This window comes from Serratia sp. CoH_122_TC_1 (genome assembly GCF_058191755.1).
Genome location: NZ_JBXWLA010000002.1, coordinates 168,138 through 186,259, shown reverse-complemented (window position 1 = coordinate 186,259; position 18,122 = coordinate 168,138). Strand labels below are relative to the sequence as shown.

Genomic DNA, 18,122 nt, shown 5'->3' with positions numbered 1-18,122 from the left:
CACCCTGCGGGCCGCCTTTGGCGGTCCAAAACGCATGCGTTTTGTCGAACCCTGTCGAGGGTTCTCGCCCCTCTCGGTCTGTATAACATGCAAAAAAAAAGCCTGGACGTTAATCCAGGCTCTCTCTTCAAAATATGGCGGTGAGAGAGGGCTTGATTCGCTGCGCTCACCCTGCGGGCCGCCTTTGGCGGTCCAAAACGCATGCGTTTTGTCGAACCCTGTCGAGGGTTCTCGCCCCTCTCGGTCTGTATAACATGCAAAAAAAAGCCTGGACGTTAATCCAGGCTCTCTCTTTAAAATATGGCGGTGAGAGAGGGGTTCGAACCCTCGATACACTTTCGCGTATACACACTTTCCAGGCGTGCTCCTTCAGCCACTCAGACACCTCACCGTTTTACTTCATCGCTAACGCATTGCGTTGTCGACGGGCGCTAATGTAGGAGAATCTGATCCCAGCGTCAACCCTCTTGTGACATAACCATGACTGTTTAGCTAAACTTGCAGCAATTTGCTGATTTCCCGAGCGATAGACAGCCGGATGGCGCAGATTTTCAAGATGATTACGGGGCTAAATTATCTTTAAGACTATTATTTGTACATTTCCCTGTGGGTTAGCTCAATATACCAGCAATGGCATTAGCTCTGGTGCTGATATATGCATTAATACTGGATTATTAGTCATATGTGTCGCTAAATGGAAGGGTGCTGACGTGGGGTTTTGGCAAGGAATATCACACCCCGCGCAGGTTGCCGGGCATTGCACTGGCAATAACACAGACAGGGACTGATCTATCAAATAATAATGCAGCAGAGGTTCACTTTGACTTCATCGGACTCCACAACGGCGGCGCCGCAGCGTCATGCCATCCCCCCGGGTGCCGGGGCACTGTTTTTTATCCAAATCTTCGCCACGCTGGGTTTTGCCGTGTTGTACTCCACGCTGGTGCTTTATGCCACCAAGCGTCTGGGTTTCAGCGAAGGCAACGCCAACGCCATGATGGGCGTATTTGGTGCGTTCAACTATGGGTTGCATATGTTTGGGGGCTACCTGGGCGGGCGTTTCCTCAGTAACCGCAACTTATTCGTGTTGGGTATGGTGCTACAGGTGATCGGCTGCGCGTTGATCGCAGTGGCAGGCGTCTGGGGCCTTTACTGGGGATTGGCGATGTTCCTGACCGGCAGCGGGCTGAACGTCACTTGCATTAATATGATGTTGACCCAGCGCTTTAAGCCGGACGACGATCGACGTGAAGCGGCCTTTTTGTGGAACTACGCCGGGATGAACCTGGGGTTCTTTGTCGGCTTTACCGTAGCCGGCTATTTCCAACTGACCGAAAATTATCGCGCGCTGTTCCTGTTTGCTACCCTGGGCAACGCGGCGGCGATTATCGTTGCCGTCAGCCGCTGGCGCATCCTGGCCGATCTTAACACGCCACTGCACGATGCCACTCGTTCACAGTACCGCTGGCGCATGTTGGTCGGGTTAGCCGTGTTGGTGCTGCTGGTGCCGATCATCCGCGTAATGCTGACCCATGCAGAGTTCAGTGGTCATTTTGTTATTGGCCTCGGTGCGTTGATTTTCCTGATGCTGTGTGTGGTTACGTTACGTCATCATCCGCGTGATGAACGTCGTCGGATGACTGCATATCTCATTCTGGCGCTGGGTTCTCTGGTCTTTTGGGCGCTGTATCAGTTGGCCCCGATGGGGTTAATGCTGTTCTCCGAACACAATATCAACCTGAACGTTTATGGTATTCAGGTGGCACCTCAGTGGATTCAGAACATCAATACGCTGGTGATCGTGGTGGGCGGACCCTTGATGGCCTGGTGGTTTAATCGCCTGCGAGCACGTGGTTGCAAGATTGATATCCCAATGCAGTTCTCCGGTTCGCTGTTCTGCATCGGGCTGGGCATGCTGGTGCTGCCGCTAGGCATCAGCCTGGCCGGTGGTGATGGGTTGGTGGCGTTTAAATGGATTGTCATCAGCTATGTGTTGCAGAGCATTGGCGAACTGATGATTTCACCGATCGGCTACGCGATGATCGGCAAACTGGCGCCACCGCGTTATCAGGGCGTAATGATGGGATGCTGGATGATGGTTACCGGCGTTGCCTCGGTATTGGCTGGTTACGTCTCCGGACTAATGCCTGAGAACAGTGGCAGCACCCCTGCGTTAACCAACCCCGGTTACAGCGAGGTGTTCAGCGCGTTGGGTTGGGGAGCCGCAGGCGTTGGGGTGGTGATGTTAATCTTGATCCCACTGTTACGGCGGTTAATACGGCACGACGCCCCTGTTGCAGCCTGAGATCCCTCAGTCTAAAAAACAGCCCCACTGGTCGGGGCTGTTTTCATTTTGGGCTTTAACACTTGCATCTGGCAGCGAATCGCGGAAGTCTGGTTGCAAATACATAAAAACAGACAGGAGCTGTGCAGATGGACATCCTTTTTTATCACCCTTTCTTTAATGCCCAGGAATGGATAGCAGGTATATCGCAACGTTTGCCGCAGGCGAGGGTGCGCGCCTGGCAACCGGGCGACGATCGCCCGGCGGATTACGCATTGGTGTGGCGACCGCCGCACGAGATGTTGGCTCACCGTGGAGCCCTAAAAGGGGTCTTTGCCCTGGGGGCGGGCGTCGACGCTATCTTGGATCAAGAGCGCCAGCATCCCGGTACTCTGCCGGCAGGTGTGCCGCTGGTGCGTCTTGAGGATACCGGCATGGCACAACAGATGCAGGAATATGCACTGAGTTACGTGTTGCGTTATTTCCGCCGTTTTGACGAGTATCAATTGCAGCAGCAGCAGCAGCAGGAGTGGCGGCCGCTCGATCCTCATCAACAGGATCACTTCACTATTGGCATCCTCGGTGCCGGGGTGTTGGGGAAAAGCGTGGCGCAGAAGCTGACGGCGTTTGGTTTTAACGTGCGTTGCTGGAGCCGCAGCCCAAAACAGATCGACGGCGTGCAGAGCTTTGCTGGAGCAGAGCAGCGCGCCGCGTTTTTAGATGGTGTGCAATTGCTGATCAATCTCTTGCCCAATACGCCGGAGACCGCCGGGATCCTCAATCAACAACTGTTCGCGCACTTGGCTCCAGGGGCTTATTTGATTAACCTGGCTCGCGGTGCGCATCTGGTTGAAGATGATTTGTTGCAGGCGCTGGAGCAAGGTCAACTGGCCGCCGCTACGCTGGATGTGTTCGTCAACGAGCCACTGCCACAGACGCATCCGTTCTGGCGTCATCCGCGTGTCACCATTACCCCGCATATTGCTGCCATCACGTTGCCGGAAGTGGCAATGGATCAGATAGCGGCAAACATCCTCGCGCTTGAGGCCGGGCAAGTGCCTGCCGGGTTGGTGGATGTGGAACGTGGCTACTGATCTTTCGGTGATGCACCTGCTAAGCTAAATATAAGAAACCGCCGCCTGCTGTTGTACTCCAGGCAGGCCGCCCAGAAGGAGAAGCAATGTACCCCGTTGATTTACATATGCACACCGTCGCCAGCACCCACGCCTACAGCACGCTGCATGATTACATCGTCGAAGCCCAGCAAAAGGGCATCAAACTTTTCGCCATCACCGATCACGGCCCGGATATGGCCGATGCACCGCATTATTGGCACTTTATGAACATGCACGTGTGGCCGCGTCTGGTGGATGGCGTGGGCATTCTGCGCGGTATCGAGGCCAACATCAAAAATCTGCAGGGCGATATCGACTGCACCGGTCCGATGCTGGATAAAATCGACGTGATTATCGCCGGTTTCCATGAGCCGGTGTTTGCACCGCAGGATAAAGCGGCCAATACCGAAGCGATGATTGCCGCGATGGCACAGGGAGATGTGCATATTATCAGCCACCCCGGTAACCCAAGATACCCGATTGATATTGCGGCGGTGGCGGCGGCGGCGGCGAAGTACGACGTGGCGCTTGAGCTGAATAACTCGTCGTTCACCCATTCGCGCAAGGGCAGCGAAGACAACTGCCGTGCGATTGCAGCCGCGGTGCGTGATGCCGGCGGCTGGCTGGCGTTAGGCTCGGATTCACACATAGCTTTCTCGCTCGGCGGTTTTGAACACTGCGAGCGCATTATTGCTGAGGTGGAATTCCCGCAGGAACGTATCCTTAACGTCAGCCCACGGCGTCTGTTGGACTTTCTCGAGCGGCGTGGCAAGCCGGCGATTGCGGAACTGGCCGATTTGTGACATCGTCCCGGCAAATTTTTCCGTATTGTATAAGGCATTATCATGAATGAGTTTTCCGTTGTTTGCCGCGTGCTGGGTACGCTGTTTTACCGTCAGCCGCAGGATCCGCTGTTGGTGCCGCTGTTCACGCTGATCAAAGAAGGCAAACTGAAACAACACTGGCCGCTGGAGCAGGATGAATTGCTGGTACGTCTGCAACAAGGTTGCGATGTCAATCAACTGTCCACTGATTTCAACGCGATGTTTGTCGGCAGTGAATGCAGTGTCTCGCCTTACCGCTCTGCCTATGTTGAAGGGGCGTCTGAAGCGGAAGTGCGTACATTCTTGCAGCAACGCGGTATGCCGCTGAGCGAAGCACCCGCTGATCATTTTGGTTCTTTGCTGTTGGCGGCTTCCTGGTTGGAAGATCAGTCACAGGAAGACGAAGTGCAGGCGCAAATCACGTTGTTTGACGAGTACCTGTTGCCGTGGTGCGGTCGTTTCCTCGGCAAAGTAGAAGCTCATGCCACCACCGGCTTTTACCGGACGTTGTCGCTGTTGGCTCGCGAGTCTATCCAGGCAATGCGTGACGAACTGGCAGAATACGAACAGGAAGACGAGCAGCCGGGTGAAGAGGACGCACAGCCTTAACACCCGCTGGCCGGCTTGCACTTAAGGGTGAAGCCGGCTTTTCCTCCCTCGCCAATGTCTTGCTACACAGGTTTTCATCCCCCATACGTAAATTGACAAAAAATCCCCTAATCTGACGGTTTACCGGCGGTCTGGGCTTCATATGCCTGCGCCTCGTTTCCTACGCAAAGGGGTGATTATGAAAAATAACTGGATGCAACAGATCCAATCGATGATTGGGCAAAAGGCCGGTTCAATTGGCGGGTCAGAAGGTATCGGCAAACTGCTGGCCCCAACCGCGTTGGGGGGCCTTGTCGGTGTCTTATTGGCGAATAAGTCTTCACGCAAGCTGGTGGGGAAATTCGGCAAGAACGCGTTGATTATTGGCGGCAGCGCAGCGGTGGGGGCGGTGCTGTGGAATAAATACAAACAGCGGGTGAAAGAAACGCATCAGAGTGAACCGCAGTTTGGTTTGCAGACCACGCCGGTGGACTTGCGCGCCAAGCGTTTGGTGCAAGCCTTAGTATTTGCCGCCAAGAGTGATGGCCATATTGATGCGGAAGAAAAACTCGCCATCGATCACAGCCTGGAACAATTGCAGGTAGGCGAGGAAGCGCAAAAATGGGTGCAAGAAGCTATCGATCAACCGTTGAACCCGGACCTGATCGCCCAAAGCGTGAAAAATGAAGACGAAGCACTAGAAGTGTATTACCTGAGCTGCATGGTGATCGACGTCGATCACTTTATGGAGCGCGGTTATCTTGACGCTTTGGCGCAGTCGTTGAAGATCCCGGCGGATGTTAAGCAGGGCATTGAAAACGACGTGAATGAGAAAAAACGCGAGCTGGCATAGCGCCGCTTGGCAAGCCGGGGGGAATCGTGTCACTCTTGCCGTAATCAAGGTAAGCGGATGATTTAGCAATGATGACACCCCCTAAGGCAGAGAAACGTCCTTATCCTATCACTACGCACGGCGACACGCGTGTTGATGACTATTATTGGCTGCGCGACGATGAGCGCGCAGACCCGCAGGTGCTGGATTATCTGCAGGCGGAAAATGCCTTTACTGACGCGGCATTGAAACCGCAACAGGCGTTACGCGAAACGTTGTATGAAGAGATGGTGGCACGTATTCCTCAGCAGGAACATTCGGTGCCTTACGTCAGACACGGCTACCGCTATCAGACGCGTTTCGAACCCGGCAATGAATATGCCATTTACGTCCGTCAGCCCGAGGCAGAAAACACACATTGGGATACGCTGATTGACGGTAATCAGCGTGCCGAGCAGCGCGAGTTTTATACCTTGGGTGGGCTGGAAGTCAGCCCTGACAACCAACAGCTGGCGGTTGCAGAAGATTTTCTCTCTCGTCGACAGTACGACATTCGTTTCAAAAACCTCAGCAACGATACCTGGGCTGACGAAGTGCTGGAAAACACGTCCGGTAGCTTTGAATGGGCCAACGACTCGTCCACCCTGTATTACGTGCGTAAACATGCCAAAACGCTGTTGCCTTACCAGGTCTATCGTCATGTGGTTGGTACGGATCCACAGCATGACACGCTGATCTACGAAGAGCTGGATGACACCTTCTACGTCGGGCTGGAAAAAACCACCTCCGAACGTTTTATTTTGATCCACCTCAGCAGTACCACCACTTCGGAAATCCTGCTGTTGGACGCCGATCGCGCCGACAGCGCACCGCAGGTGTTTGTGCCGCGCCGTAAGGATCATGAATACGGTATCGATCACTATCACCAGCATTTCTATATCCGTTCTAACAAGGACGGCAAAAACTTCGGTCTGTATCAAAGCGAACAGGCAGACGAAGCGCAGTGGCAGACGCTGATTGCCCCACGCATTGAAGTGATGTTGGAAGGCTTTAGCCTGTTCCGTGACTGGCTGGTGGTGGAGGAGCGTAGCGAGGGCCTGACCCAACTGCGCCAAATTCACTGGCAGAGCGGTGAAGAGAAACGTATTGCCTTCGACGACCCGACCTACACAACCTGGTTGGCGTACAACCCTGAGCCAGAAACCGAGCTGTTGCGTTATGGCTACTCTTCGATGACCACACCGACCACGTTGTATGAGCTCAATCTCGACAACGGTGAGCGCGTGATGCTCAAACAGCAGGAAGTGAAAAACTTCACCCCGGAAAATTACCGCAGTGAGCGGCTATGGGTGAAGGCGCGTGATGGTGTCGACGTGCCGGTTTCACTGGTTTATCGCCACGATAGTTTTGTACATGGTAGCAACCCACTGATGGTGTATGGCTACGGCTCATACGGCAGCAGCATGGATCCCGCCTTCAGCGCCAGCCGGTTAAGCCTGTTGGACCGCGGTTTTGTCTTTGTTCTGGCACATATTCGCGGTGGTGGGGAACTGGGGCAATTGTGGTATGAAGACGGCAAACTGTTCAAAAAGCAGAATACCTTTAACGATTTTATCGACGTGACAGAAACGTTGATCGCCCAAGGTTACGGTGATGCTAAACGGGTGTTCGCCATGGGCGGCAGTGCGGGTGGCTTGCTGATGGGGGCAGTGATCAATCAGGCTCCCCAGTTGTTTAATGGCATTGTGGCGCAGGTGCCGTTTGTCGACGTGGTTACCACGATGCTGGACGAATCTATTCCGCTGACGACCGGGGAATACGACGAATGGGGCAACCCAAATGAACCCGCGTATTACGACTATATCAAGCAATACAGCCCGTACGATCAAGTGAAGGCGCAGGATTATCCGCATATGCTGGTCACCACCGGGCTACATGATTCCCAGGTACAGTATTGGGAGCCGGCCAAGTGGGTTGCCAAGCTGCGCGATCTAAAGACCGACGATCGCCTGTTGTTGCTGTATACCGATATGGATTCAGGGCACGGCGGCAAGTCTGGGCGTTTCAAGGCCTATGAAGACATTGCGCTGGAATACGCCTTTATTCTGGCGTTGGCGGAGTAACCTTCAGGCGGGCAGCGAGTGCTGCCCGTTTTTTCAGCCGATCAGATAGTATTTCAGCGTGTGCTTCATGTCTGGACTGAGATCTTCGATGGATTTCAGCATCCAGCGCAAATAGCCTGGATCTTCCTGCGCGATCCTGTCTATTTCCTGCCCACGATACTTACCGAACTTAAATTTCTTCAGCAGCACCGGCTGTTCAGTGATTTGCGCCATTTGCTCCGGCGTCCAACCTGAATCCTTGATAATGCGTTGCAGCAATGCGGCGGTCACATAACAATCATACAGTGCCCGATGTGGGTACAATGTGGTGTCTTGCGGCAGTTGCACGTCCAGGTTTAGCGCATAGCGCAGATATTGGTTGCCGTATTTGATGTCTGGGTACAGAGTCCGCGCCAGCTTCATGGTGCATATCCAGGCACCGTTCATTTCCGGCAGTACGCCGCGATCAAAAGCCGCATTGTGCGCAACATAGTAGGAACTGCCCAAATAGCGCCCGATTGCCACTGCGATACGCGGTTTCCCTTCAACCATTTGCTCGGTGATATGGTGAATGGCCATTGCATCAATGCTAATGGGGCGGTCGGGGCTGACCAGGTCACTCATTGGGTTGGCGATTTGTCCGTCGATCAGATCAACAGAGGCCACCTCTACCACGCCGCCTTCCAGCCCGCAGGTTTCAGTGTCTATTACACGTAAATTCATGGTTTCCTCAGGGTGACTGCACAGGTTTAGCTTAACTGGCAGACGCGGCTATGCCAACCGTTGAAAGGGGGCAATTTCAGGCAATAAAAAACCCGCCATGGCGGGTTTAACTACGGTTAGAAGTTCGCTTACTCGCCGGAAGTCTGGCCTTTCTTAGCGCGTTTGTCTGCGCGTTTCTCTGCGGGGGTTTTCAACGGCTTCTTCTTCGCATTTTTTTTGCTATCCATTCCCTTACTCATGATGGCCTCTCAGTTACCTATGGTTGGGTGGGTTGCTCAACCATTAACCTCCTTATGCCTAATGGATGCAAGCATGAAAGCAGCTGATTTAACTAATTGGTTGTTTATCTGCGTAATTTTGTTTCTGATGAAGGGCTGCTTTAAAATTATGATATGTTATAATATAACAATTAAGTAATGACCGGAGAGCGCAATGAACGTTGTGACCTTGTTAAACCCGCAGCAGCTTTTGGCTATGCCGGAGTCTGATTACATGAATCCGGCGCAGCGGGCATTTTTCCGCCAGCGCTTGCTGGACGAGCAACAAAAACTGTTGCAGCACATTGATGCGCTGAAGCGGGATATCGACAGCGGTGAAGTATCCGGTGACGAAGCAGACAAAGCTGCCCGCGAAGAGGATTTGCGGCTGTTATTCCGCCAGTTGGATCGTGAAAGCCGTCTGCTGCCGAAAATTAGCGCAGCGCTAACGCGTTTGTATAACGGCGAATACGGCTATTGCCGTGAAAGCGGAGAGCCTATTGGTTTGGCACGTTTGTTGTTGCGGCCAACAGCGGAACTAAGCATTGAAGCAAAAACCGCGCAGGAAATGCGCGAACCGCATTTGCGTAAAAGAGGTTAAGTTTACGTCTGGTTCTCTACGACCTGCCGTTATTTTGCCAGCAGGTCGTATTCATTTTAAGCAAACGAACCATAACTTGTTGGGTAGGGTAGGAGTTTTCGGGTTTTACCGTTGACCAAATGGGCGGCTTCAGCTTTTATGAGGGGATGACCCACTGAGAGACGGAAGCGCCATGGAACAATTACGAGGTTTGTACCCGCCGTTAGCAGCATATGACAGCGGTTGGCTGGACACTGGAGATGGCCACCGGATCTACTGGGAGCTGAGCGGAAACCCGAACGGCAAGCCAGCGGTCTTTATCCATGGTGGCCCGGGCGGCGGCATTTCGCCTTATCACCGCCAGCTGTTCGATCCCCAGCGCTACAAGGTGTTACTGTTCGATCAGCGCGGCTGTGGCCGTTCCAAGCCGCATGCCAGTCTGGATAACAACACCACCTGGCATCTGGTGCAGGACATTGAACGGCTGCGCGAAATGGCCGGTGTGGATCACTGGTTGGTCTTTGGTGGTTCATGGGGTTCTACGCTGGCCTTGGCCTACGCGCAAAGCCATCCACAGCGTGTCAGCGAAATGGTGCTGCGCGGTATCTTCACCCTGCGTAAGCAAGAGCTGCATTGGTATTATCAGGACGGCGCTTCGCGCTTCTTCCCGGAAAAATGGGAACGCGTGCTGTCGATTCTTTCAGCGGAAGAGCGCAAGGACGTGATTGCGTCTTATCGCCAGCGCCTGACGTCAACGGACCCTCAGATCCAACTCGAGGCGGCCAAGCTGTGGAGCGTGTGGGAAGGGGAGACCGTCACCTTGTTGCCAAGCAGTGAGTCGGCTTCCTTTGGTGAGGATGACTTTGCGCTGGCCTTTGCCCGCATTGAAAACCACTATTTCACTCATCTGGGTTTCCTGGACAGCGACGATCAGCTGCTGCGTAACGTCCCGTTGATCCGCCATATTCCAGCAGTGATTATTCACGGCCGCTACGATATGGCCTGTCAGGTGCAAAACGCCTGGGATCTGGCGAAAGCGTGGCCAGAAGCCGAGTTGCATATCGTCGAGGGTGCGGGGCACTCCTTTGATGAGCCGGGCATCCTGCATCAGCTGATGTTGGCGACCGATAAGTTTGCCGGCAAATGACCAAAAGCCCGCCATAAAGGCGGGCTTTATTATTTGGATTTCGGTTCGTACGGCAGACGTGAATACTTGTGTGATTCAACACGGTAGTGCGCCACGCGTTCGCGGAAATAGTCACGCAGATGCGCTGGCTGCTCGCGTTCGACCATTTCCGGGATTACCGGCATGTTATAGCGTTCTTTGAACGCCACGCCAGACGCCGCGAGATCAACGTTCACCTTGTCCATCTCTTCTTTGGAAAGCTCTGCCAGATTGTAACCCACCGTATTCTCCTTACTTGTTACCGCATTGGATCAGCGCAGAAGGTAATGCACCGAGAGGCACTTGGCAAGCCCGAAGCGCAGAGGGGGATATCCGCAGATAATAACGTAGGATACGGAAGGTTATTTATTGCACCAATGGCAATGCAATCTATTTATTTTTTCAAATAAGAATGATTCGTTTTTTGATTAAATGTACGGATGTAAATAGTTATCATAATAATTTAAACATATAACAGAAAATAAATTAACACGTTGATTTTTAATCAATTTAAAATTAAATCCTTGATGATGTAAATCAAGTGTTTTTATTTTGTTTTTACCAAGGCATAATGCGGAAAAATTAAATTGATACCTGCAAAATAAAGGAATGATTATGCTGACGCCTGAAATGACCAAGAAGCTGAATGAGCAACTGAACCTGGAGTTCTACTCCGCGAACTTGTACCTGCAAATGAGCGCATGGTGCAGCGATAAAGGCTTTGAAGGCGCCGCTGCATTCCTTAAAGAACACTCTCAGGAAGAGATGCAGCACATGCAACGTCTGTTCGAATACCTGAGCGACACAGGCGCTTTGCCACTGCTGGGTACCATTGCTGCGCCGCCTGTTGAATTTGCATCCCTGGCTGATGTATTCCAACAAACTTACGAGCATGAGCAACTGATTACCCGCCAGATCAACGAGCTGGCGCACGCGGCAATGTCTGCGCATGATTACTCTACCTTTAACTTCCTGCAGTGGTATGTTGCTGAACAGCACGAAGAAGAGAAGCTGTTCAAATCCGTGCTGGATAAACTGGCGCTGGTGGGCAATAGCGGCAACGCACTGTTCTTCATCGATAAAGATTTGAAGAAAATGGGTGCAGCTGGCGAGAACGGTAACGGCCAGGTCTAAATATTGTTGTTAAAAACCGCGTCCCGGCCTGCCCGGTGCGCGGTTTTTTTATGCCCTGTAGTTGTCGTGGCTTTACAGCGATATGTGCTACTGGATCGCAAAATGCCAGTGTTCTGCTCGACTTGCTGAATGGCACTCGTTATCATTTGACGTGATACGCTACAGGGATGGTAGAGAGTTAAAACAGTGGGTTATCATAATCCTATACTTCTTCTGTTTACCCGTGGCGCAATCATCTGCGGTGGGTTGGGGCTGCTGATACATCGCCCATGCGGTTAGCCTTAACCCTTATTACCCTCGATTATTGCTTTAAGGGATATCACTGTGATCGGTAAAATTCGTTCTTCTTATCGCCTGCTTTCCACCATTTTTGTGCTGTTTGTTGGTTTGTCTTCACAGCAGGCTTTAGCACATGCTCATTTGAAAGTTGAAACACCGGCAGCCGATGCCAGCGTGAGTCCGGCACCGAAAGTGCTGACGCTGAACTTCTCTGAAGGTATTGAGCCTAGTTTTAGCGGCATTAAAATCACCGGGCCGAACAACGCTGAAGTGAAAACCGGTAAATTGCAGCTCGACGCGAACAACAATACCCAGGTTAACCTGCCTATCGAAGGTGAGCTGGCTGCCGGTAAATACAACGTTAATTGGCACGTAGTCTCGGTCGACGGTCATAAAACCAAAGGCCAGTACAGCTTCACCGTAAACTGATCCATGAGTCTGGCGACCCTGTTTGTCCTGTGTCGCTTTGTGCACTTTGCGGCGGTGATGCTGATGTTTGGCACCAGCCTATTCACCGCCTTATTGTCGCCGCAGCGCCTTTCCCCGTATCTCACCCGTGATGTGCGTCCCTTGTTGGTCTCTTGCACCTGGCTTGCCGGGCTTTCCGCCGTGGCATTATTGGCTATTCAAGCCGGGCAGATGGGGGACGGTTGGGCCGATACCTGGCACCTGGAGGTTTGGTGGGCGGTGCTGGGTACGACCTTCGGCGAAGTCTGGCGTTGGCACCTGGGCATTTCATTACTGGCACTGCTGAGCCTGTGGCTGGCAGAACCGCGTCGTACACAACTCTTGGCACTGCTTTCTACATTATTACTGGTTAGCATGGCGTTTATCGGCCACGCGGCAATGCATGAGGGAATACTCGGTGTCCTGCACCGTTTTAACCACGCATTGCACCTGCTGGCAGCCGGTTACTGGTTTGGCAGCCTGCTGCCGTTGTTGGTCTGCCTGCGTTATCTGGCCCAACCGCAGAGCCGCAGCGATGCTATCACCACGCTAATTCGTTTTTCACGTTGGGGTCACCTGGCGGTAGCGCTAGTGGTGTTAACCGGTGTGATTAACAGTTTGATTATTCTCGGCAGTTGGCCGTTGAACGTGGACTCTCCATACCAACGCCTGCTGTTGTTCAAAACCGCATTAGTGGCGCTGATGGTGATGGTCGCACTGGCTAACCGCTACGCCATCGTCCCTGCGATGAGCAGCATGCCACGGCTGGCACAGCGTGGGCTGGTACTCGCCTGTTGGACTGAGGTGGGGTTGGGGGCGGGTGTACTGCTGCTGGTAAGTTTATTTGCAACTTATGCGCCGGTGTAACATTCCGGCTTGCCGGATGCCCCCCAACTGCGGGAAAATTGAATCAAATAGCAACCTTAAGGCCATAACATGAAATCGGTATTACTTGGCATGACGCTGCTGGCAACCGCGACCGGTGCGCTGGCGGCAGACCAACTGGTTAACATCACCAAACTGGAATACGGTAAACAGTGGGCGTTCACCAAAGAAGAAGTGACGCTTCAATGCCGCAGTGGCGGCGCACTGTTCGTACTCAACAACAGCACACTGATGCAGTATCCGCTCAATGCTGCCGCAGAGGCGCAGGTGAAAGCAGGGCAGCAGCGTGCCCAGCCGCTGGATGTCATCCTGCTGGATGACGCCGCCAACCCCGGTAAGAAAATGAGTGTTGAGCCGTACCGTGAACGTGCCGAGAAGCTCTGCGCTAACTAATCGCTTATCCCACAATGGCTTAGTTTGAGACAACTCTGTGGTGAGAAATTGTGCGGAATTAATTTCTTCATGAAACTATCACCGAGCCTGTGCTGGCTGGCAAAAATAGCGCGGTAAGCTACTCTTAAAGTGCACGGCTGAACAAGCTTTGCACAAAATGCCAACTTTTAGCGCACGGCTCTCTCCCAAGAGCCATTTCCCTAGACCGAATATAGGAATCGTATTCGGTCTTTTTTTGTTTATCATTTTAAAACAGTAACTTACAAACAAAACAACCACTTATCACGCCTCCTATTCTACCGTATTACACCCTTTTTCTTCCTCTGTCGCCACTTTGCCGCCACTGCCCTTGAAGGTCTATGTCAGTGGATTGAGCGCTATTGCCTCCTCTAAATGGTCTGGCACGAAATGGGCGTAGCGCAGCGTTACCCTGATACCCGAGAGGCAAGCAGTGTGTGAGGTAGGCAAGGGGAGTGAGGCCGTGCGTGGGATGCATTAAGCCCTACTGACCGAAATAGGGCTTGCCGTTCTGGCAGAAACTTTCTGTATTATTGATGACTATCAGCGGGCAGACGCCCCGGCCTTAAAAGGATAGACGGCAAACAAGGCGGTCACCGCCTGCTGAATCTGGGCCTGGGTGGCAGGTTGTCCGTCGGAACTGAGCGTATTGCTGGCTGAACCGCGCCAAACCAGTTGTTTTTTCTTGCTGTCCACCAGATCAACCGTCAGCGTACCTTCGGTATAACTCCAGATGCTTTGATTATAACCCCCCCAGCCTGCATAACCTCTGCGGCCAACCGGCACGGGAGTATCGTTAACCTGCACTTTGTTTTCTTTCATTGTGCTGCTGTAGACCCATAAATCAGGGGTTGCGCTGGGTTGATAACCGCGCAGCTCCATCTGTTGTTTAATCGCGCTTTGAATGTATTTACCGGTCAAGGTTTGGTATTGCCCCGCGTTTTCGGTGGCAAAACCGTAGGTATGATATTGGGTGAAGTTAGCGCTGTGGTCGTAGTCACTGGTCACTTTAGGTTGACTGGCACAGCCCGACAAGAAAGCCACCGAGCTCGCGATGAAAACATAAGAAAGTAAACGCATAGAAAACCCCTTTGGGATTATTGATTTCATAACGTTAGACGCAGAAGCTGCGGTTGGCAAATGGCGAACTGACGTCATTTTTGCTGCGGCACAAGGCAAAAAGAGAGCAGGTTCACTATTGCTAATTTGTTCCGCTACAGTCAGTGGACATACACAACCTATTCGCAATTCGGAACACGCTGATGGCGTTGGTAGCAGTCGTTTTGCTATTATCGCCGCACCTAAAGACTTAATGGTGTAGTACATTGAAAATCAAAGCGTTGTTATTGGTTGCCCTGGCCGGTTTGGCTGGCTGCAGCCAGGAGGGAGCGACAGTGAACCAACCCGTGAAGAAAGACGGAAACCATACGGAAGTGTTGCTGGTTAACAGCGCGCTGGTCAATTGTACGGGCGTTGCCCCAATGAAGTGCATGCAAGTGCGGCATTCCGCACAAGAGCCGTGGGGCTTGTTCTATACCGGGATTGACGGTTTTACTTTTGAACCTGGCTACAACTATCGCCTAAAAGTGCAGGTGACGGAGGTGGAAAACCCGCCTGCTGATGCCTCTTCACTGCGTTATACGCTGCTCGAACAGTTGGAAAAGAACAAAGTCTGATTGGTTTTTAATGGGCCGGGCGCGCAATTGCCTGGCCTTGAGGCCCACCCTTAATTCCTTGCGCTTATCCCCATTTTCCTGTCACATGGGCAAGATTTTCACCGCTGCAACTGGTCTGTTCACTGTACTTGTTGCGATTCTGTCATGCGCCCAGCTTAAGTATATTGAGAAAATCAGGTATATTGTCCTTCGGTTTTTAGCTACCAAGAAAAAATTACTATGATTATCAAACCTAAAATTCGTGGTTTTATCTGCACTACCGCTCATCCGGCAGGTTGTGAAGCCAATGTCCGTGAGCAAATCGCCTACGTTAAATCACGTGGCGAACTGAAAAACGGGCCGAAAAAAGTGCTGGTGATCGGTGCTTCCACCGGTTACGGCTTGGCGTCACGTATCAATGCCGCATTCGGCAGCGGTGCGGCCACCATCGGCGTATTTTTTGAAAAGCCAGGCAGTGAAGGTAAAACCGGTTCTGCCGGTTGGTACAACTCTGCTGGTTTTGACAAGGCAGCTAAAGAAGAAGGCCTGTACGCGAAGAGCGTTAACGGCGATGCGTTCTCCAATGAATGCCGCCAAACGGTTATCGATCTGATCAAACAGGATCTGGGCCAGATTGATATGGTGGTTTACTCGCTGGCTTCGCCGGTGCGTAAAATGCCAGAAACCGGTGAAGTGGTGCGCTCTGCGCTGAAACCTATCGGCGAACCGTACAAATCTGTAGCACTGGATACCAACAAAGACGTGCTGGTTGAAGCCGTGGTTGAACCGGCCAACGAGCAAGAAATTGCTGATACCGTCAAAGTGATGGGCGGTCAGGACTGGCAGCTGTGGATGGACGCACTGGAAGACGCCGGCGTGCTGGCAGACAACGTGCAGGCAGTGGCTTACTCCTACATTGGTACTGACCTGACCTGGCCAATCTACTGGCACGGTACCCTGGGTAAAGCAAAAGAAGATCTGGATCGCGCAGCTCAGGCTATCGATCAGAAACTGAAAGCCAAAGGCGGCGCGGCTTACGTTGCCGTATTGAAGTCAGTGGTGACTCAGGCTTCTTCCGCTATCCCGGTAATGCCGCTGTATATCTCTATTGTGTTCAAAATCATGAAGGCACAAGGGATCCACGAAGGTTGCATCGAGCAGATCCAGCGCCTGTTCGCCACCAAGCTGTACAGTGGCACGGCTCCGGATACCGATGAGCAGCACCGTCTACGTCTGGACGACTGGGAACTGCGCGACGACGTGCAGAACACCTGCCGTGAAATCTGGGCACAGATCAACGACAGCAACATCAATGAACTGACCGATTACCTGGGTTATAAGGCTGAGTTCCTGCGCCTGTTCGGTTTTGGTCTGCAAGGCGTTGATTACGACGCTGACCTGAGCGGTGAAGTTAAGTTTGATGTGGTTGAGTTAGTCTAAGCCTGTCGAGCATTGAGAAAAGGCCGGGAGATTTCCCGGCTTTTTTATTTGTAAACCTTGAGGGGTATTTGGCGGTGGATGAGTGTGATCTGTGGCGTTCGTGCGGCAGATTTCATCGGTTGTTCTGTTTATTTTCAGTTTTAACGCTTTCCCACAGTATTTATAATCAATGCGGATCGGCCTCGTTCCAGCACGGCTGAATTAGCGTTAATAAACTAAAAAAAGTGATTTTCTATTTACTGTCACTGACGGTTGCGTCTATTTTAAAGGAGAACATATGATATTACGCCAATGGATCCCTGGGCTATTAATCACCTTGAGCGGTTGCAGTGCTATTGAGCCTGGTATATCTCATACCGGTTGGGAGCAGCCTTCACCGGCGACACGGGAACAAAAGCAGCGCATCAGCGCCGGTGAGCCAGCCAGCACGGTATTAAACCAAGGGCAGCCGAGTATTGGTGGAACGATAGACTGGTCAGCATTATGGGATCGTTAAGCAGCTAAATATATTTTATCTACCGATTATGCTCCTCAGTATCTTCTATTTCATTAAGGTTTAGTGTTTATCGCGTAATCTATTTTTTGACAGTGGGTTATTTAATTATCAAGGGAATTCTCATGGATGAAATGAGAATACGCCTCCCCATAGGCATAAATGGAGTTTAATATTTTGAAATTGTCTTCTGTGATGACGGCGGCATTAACGCTGCTGGCGTCTTCCTGTTGTTATTCGTTTGTCGACAGGCGCCCACCAGCTTTACCCTCAGGAGAAAGTGGCGTTACCGTTGATTATCGGCAGCGGCTAAATCGAGTGATGCGACATGTGTGGCATGTAGAGCAAATACGCATGGAACAGGCGCAGCTTGCCATTTTGCGCGCTCAGCGAAAAGCGTTGGAGGCAACTCCTTCGCAGCGGGAGTGCGTAACCGCCTCGCTCGCAGAGCATCACGCGCTGGCAGATGTGTCGTCACCTGCACAACCCGATTAAATCTTAGGAATGCATCAATGAAACGGATTTTTCTTGCCTGCGTAGTGCAATGCTGTTCTTTCTCCGCACTGGCGTTGGTTGATTTGCAGTATCACGGCGAACAACCGTCGGATAATAAAATCTCTGAGAGTTATCAGCAAAAGCGCAGTGTGCTTAAGCACAAAATATGGAGTGCCGAGGCTGTGGCGCAGGCCAATGACGAGGCGATTGCGAAGGAACAAGCGCGAGCAATTGCGGAACATGCGAGCCGGCAGCAGCATAACACCCACTATGGTGAATACCGTTGTGGCAAAAACAAACAGCAGCATAGCAAACGTTGCTACCTGCCGGGCGGTGGGATGAGTTTCCCCGGTTTTAAAGGGTATCGCTAAAGCCTGCTGCGGGGGCTGTGCCAGTTGGCGCGGCCAACGGCC

20 protein-coding genes, 1 tRNA gene and 1 other RNA gene are annotated in these 18,122 nt (G+C 52.3%); 17 read left to right on the top strand and 5 right to left on the bottom strand.

All coding sequences use genetic code 11. The features are described 5' to 3' along the window. Positions 1–135: 135 nt before the first annotated feature. Positions 136–256, bottom strand: a non-coding RNA gene (locus AC2FC2_RS03440) — RtT sRNA. Between the two features lie 45 nt (positions 257–301). Then, positions 302–391: transfer RNA gene (locus AC2FC2_RS03435), tRNA-Ser, on the bottom strand. Between the two features lie 411 nt (positions 392–802). Here AC2FC2_RS03435 and AC2FC2_RS03430 point away from each other — a divergent pair. From AC2FC2_RS03430 to AC2FC2_RS03405, 6 genes are all read left to right on the top strand, one after another. Further along, entirely contained in the window at positions 803–2,305 is a 1,503-nt protein-coding gene (locus tag AC2FC2_RS03430; protein ID WP_490658732.1) for a peptide MFS transporter, read from the top strand. A 128-nt stretch (positions 2,306–2,433) separates the two neighbouring features. Further along, positions 2,434–3,378 carry a glyoxylate/hydroxypyruvate reductase GhrA gene (gene ghrA / locus AC2FC2_RS03425; protein WP_490658731.1) on the top strand — a complete coding sequence of 315 codons (945 nt, stop codon included), beginning with the start codon at positions 2,434–2,436 and terminating at the stop codon, positions 3,376–3,378. Between the two features lie 86 nt (positions 3,379–3,464). Next, positions 3,465–4,202 (top strand): phosphatase, encoded by a 738-nt coding sequence (locus AC2FC2_RS03420; protein ID WP_020826369.1) that lies wholly within the window; start codon positions 3,465–3,467, stop codon positions 4,200–4,202. 42 nt (positions 4,203–4,244) lie between these two features. Continuing rightward, the gene (locus AC2FC2_RS03415) at positions 4,245–4,832 is read left to right on the top strand and encodes a TorD/DmsD family molecular chaperone (protein ID WP_490658730.1); all 588 of its coding nucleotides are present in this window, start codon (positions 4,245–4,247) and stop codon (positions 4,830–4,832) included. A gap of 178 nt (positions 4,833–5,010) precedes the next feature. After that, positions 5,011–5,664 carry a tellurite resistance TerB family protein gene (locus tag AC2FC2_RS03410; RefSeq protein ID WP_209632791.1) on the top strand — a complete coding sequence of 218 codons (654 nt, stop codon included), beginning with the start codon at positions 5,011–5,013 and terminating at the stop codon, positions 5,662–5,664. Between the two features lie 68 nt (positions 5,665–5,732). Next, complete coding sequence (locus AC2FC2_RS03405; RefSeq protein WP_209632792.1) at positions 5,733–7,766, top strand: S9 family peptidase; 2,034 nt, start codon at positions 5,733–5,735, stop codon at positions 7,764–7,766. A gap of 33 nt (positions 7,767–7,799) precedes the next feature. Here the strand turns inward: AC2FC2_RS03405 and exoX are convergent, their stop codons facing one another. Then, the gene (gene exoX / locus AC2FC2_RS03400) at positions 7,800–8,468 is read right to left on the bottom strand and encodes an exodeoxyribonuclease X (RefSeq protein WP_490307681.1); all 669 of its coding nucleotides are present in this window, start codon (positions 8,466–8,468) and stop codon (positions 7,800–7,802) included. Between the two features lie 432 nt (positions 8,469–8,900). Here exoX and dksA point away from each other — a divergent pair, with 432 nt between their 5' ends. Together dksA and pip are read left to right on the top strand one after the other, a co-directional pair. Next, positions 8,901–9,326, top strand: a complete 426-nt coding sequence (dksA, locus tag AC2FC2_RS03395; RefSeq protein ID WP_209632794.1) for an RNA polymerase-binding protein DksA — start codon at positions 8,901–8,903, stop codon at positions 9,324–9,326. Between the two features lie 172 nt (positions 9,327–9,498). Further along, positions 9,499–10,452, top strand: coding sequence for a prolyl aminopeptidase (gene pip / locus AC2FC2_RS03390; RefSeq protein ID WP_490658729.1), 954 nt, complete (start codon positions 9,499–9,501; stop codon positions 10,450–10,452). Between the two features lie 29 nt (positions 10,453–10,481). Here the strand turns inward: pip and AC2FC2_RS03385 are convergent, their stop codons facing one another. Then, the gene (locus tag AC2FC2_RS03385; protein ID WP_037420309.1) at positions 10,482–10,712 is read right to left on the bottom strand and encodes a DNA polymerase III subunit theta; all 231 of its coding nucleotides are present in this window, start codon (positions 10,710–10,712) and stop codon (positions 10,482–10,484) included. A gap of 373 nt (positions 10,713–11,085) precedes the next feature. Here AC2FC2_RS03385 and ftnA point away from each other — a divergent pair, with 373 nt between their 5' ends. The 4 genes from ftnA (at position 11,086) to AC2FC2_RS03365 (ending at position 13,608) form a co-directional block, all read left to right on the top strand. Continuing rightward, positions 11,086–11,604, top strand: coding sequence for a non-heme ferritin (gene ftnA, locus AC2FC2_RS03380; RefSeq protein WP_209632796.1), 519 nt, complete (start codon positions 11,086–11,088; stop codon positions 11,602–11,604). A 324-nt stretch (positions 11,605–11,928) separates the two neighbouring features. Further along, positions 11,929–12,312 (top strand): CopC domain-containing protein YobA, encoded by a 384-nt coding sequence (gene yobA, locus AC2FC2_RS03375; protein WP_209632797.1) that lies wholly within the window; start codon positions 11,929–11,931, stop codon positions 12,310–12,312. A gap of 3 nt (positions 12,313–12,315) precedes the next feature. After that, positions 12,316–13,197: a copper homeostasis membrane protein CopD gene (gene copD, locus AC2FC2_RS03370; protein ID WP_490658728.1), complete on the top strand. Its 882-nt coding sequence runs from the start codon at positions 12,316–12,318 to the stop codon at positions 13,195–13,197. 69 nt (positions 13,198–13,266) lie between these two features. Next, a complete protein-coding gene (locus AC2FC2_RS03365) occupies positions 13,267–13,608 on the top strand; it encodes a YebY family protein (RefSeq protein WP_037420318.1) in 342 nt (113 codons plus the stop codon). A gap of 561 nt (positions 13,609–14,169) precedes the next feature. Here AC2FC2_RS03365 and AC2FC2_RS03360 read toward each other — a convergent pair. Continuing rightward, positions 14,170–14,706, bottom strand: coding sequence for a DUF4136 domain-containing protein (locus tag AC2FC2_RS03360; RefSeq protein WP_490658727.1), 537 nt, complete (start codon positions 14,704–14,706; stop codon positions 14,170–14,172). Between the two features lie 245 nt (positions 14,707–14,951). Between AC2FC2_RS03360 and AC2FC2_RS03355 the strand changes: the two genes are divergently transcribed. The 5 genes from AC2FC2_RS03355 (at position 14,952) to AC2FC2_RS03335 (ending at position 18,080) form a co-directional block, all read left to right on the top strand. Continuing rightward, entirely contained in the window at positions 14,952–15,302 is a 351-nt protein-coding gene (locus tag AC2FC2_RS03355; RefSeq protein ID WP_490658726.1) for a DUF4377 domain-containing protein, read from the top strand. Between the two features lie 219 nt (positions 15,303–15,521). Next, the gene (gene fabV / locus AC2FC2_RS03350) at positions 15,522–16,721 is read left to right on the top strand and encodes an enoyl-ACP reductase FabV (protein WP_209632817.1); all 1,200 of its coding nucleotides are present in this window, start codon (positions 15,522–15,524) and stop codon (positions 16,719–16,721) included. A 277-nt stretch (positions 16,722–16,998) separates the two neighbouring features. Beyond that, positions 16,999–17,217, top strand: coding sequence for a hypothetical protein (locus tag AC2FC2_RS03345; RefSeq protein WP_490658725.1), 219 nt, complete (start codon positions 16,999–17,001; stop codon positions 17,215–17,217). 174 nt (positions 17,218–17,391) lie between these two features. After that, on the top strand, positions 17,392–17,709 hold the full coding sequence (locus AC2FC2_RS03340) for a hypothetical protein (RefSeq protein WP_490658724.1): 318 nt from the start codon (positions 17,392–17,394) through the stop codon (positions 17,707–17,709). A gap of 17 nt (positions 17,710–17,726) precedes the next feature. Beyond that, complete coding sequence (locus AC2FC2_RS03335) at positions 17,727–18,080, top strand: hypothetical protein (protein WP_209632820.1); 354 nt, start codon at positions 17,727–17,729, stop codon at positions 18,078–18,080. The last annotated feature ends 42 nt before the right edge of the window (positions 18,081–18,122 follow it).